Here is a 1,013-nt window from a genome sequence, read left to right as displayed (position 1 = left end):
CGGCGGCCGGCCCGCTCGGCGTGGCCGGGCAGCCCAGCGGGAACATCGACATCTCGGACAAGCTCAGCGCCGCGTTGCCCACCTACCTGGCCGTGGTCGTGGGGCTCTCGCTGCTGATCATGGTCCTGGTGTTCCGCTCGATCGTCGTCCCGGTGACGGCGACGATCGGGTTCGTCCTGTCCTACTTCGCCGCGATGGGCGCGGTCGTCGCGATCTACCAGTGGGGCTGGCTGGGCGCGGTGTTCGGGGTGCACGACCCCGGCCCGGTCCTGAACTTCCTGCCCACGATCCTGGTCGGCGTCCTGTTCGGGCTGGCGATGGACTACCAGCTCTTCCTGGTCTCGGGGATGCGCGAGGCGTTCGTGCACGGCGCACCCGCCCGGCGGGCGGTGACCGAGGGACTCGCGGCCGGACGGGTGGTGGTCACGGCCGCCGCGATCATCATGTTCTCGGTCTTCGGCGGGTTCGTGTTCTCCCACCTCTCGATGGTCCGGCCGATCGGCTTCGGCCTGGCCTTCGGCGTCCTGCTCGACGCGTTCGTGGTCCGGATGCTGGTCATCCCCGCCGTCCTGCACCTGGCCGGGGACGCCGCCTGGTGGCTGCCCCGATGGCTCGACCGCATCCTCCCCGACGTCGACGTGGAGGGCGCCGAGCTGGAGCGCGGCGCGACCGTCCCCACCCAGCGCACGGCGGAGCAGACCCCCACCCCCACCCCCGTCCCGGAGCCCCACCCCTGACCCACCTGTGAGCGACTACCGCCGCTCACGACGGGCGAGGGCGGCGTGCGCGGCCGCGACCGCCTGGGCCGCGTAGCCGCCCCCGAACAGGACGGCGTGGACGAGCAGCGGGAACAGCTGGTGGAGCGGGATCCGGGCCCGCCAGCCCTCGGCCAGCGGCGCCACCTCGTCGTAGGCGGCGAGGACGGTGTCGAGGTGGGGGAGGCCGAAGAGCGCCAGCATGGCGAGGTCGCTCTCCCGGTGCCCGCCGTGCGCCGCCGGGTCGATCAGCCACGC

2 protein-coding genes are annotated in these 1,013 nt (G+C 73.3%); one reads left to right on the top strand and one right to left on the bottom strand.

From position 1 onward, the window contains the following. The coding region (locus H5J29_RS34090) for an MMPL family transporter (RefSeq protein WP_181784966.1) at positions 1–737 on the top strand (737 nt) is incomplete at its 5' end. A 15-nt stretch (positions 738–752) separates the two neighbouring features. On the opposite strand, the gene H5J29_RS34085 is transcribed toward H5J29_RS34090, so the two are convergent. Then, positions 753–1,013, bottom strand: a 261-nt coding sequence (locus tag H5J29_RS34085; RefSeq protein WP_181784965.1) for a fructosamine kinase family protein, incomplete at its 5' end; no start/stop codon positions are given.

This window comes from Pseudonocardia pini (assembly GCF_013870575.1).
GTDB classification, from domain to species: domain Bacteria; phylum Actinomycetota; class Actinomycetes; order Mycobacteriales; family Pseudonocardiaceae; genus Pseudonocardia; species Pseudonocardia pini.
This window is presented reverse-complemented; position numbering and strand designations above follow the sequence as displayed.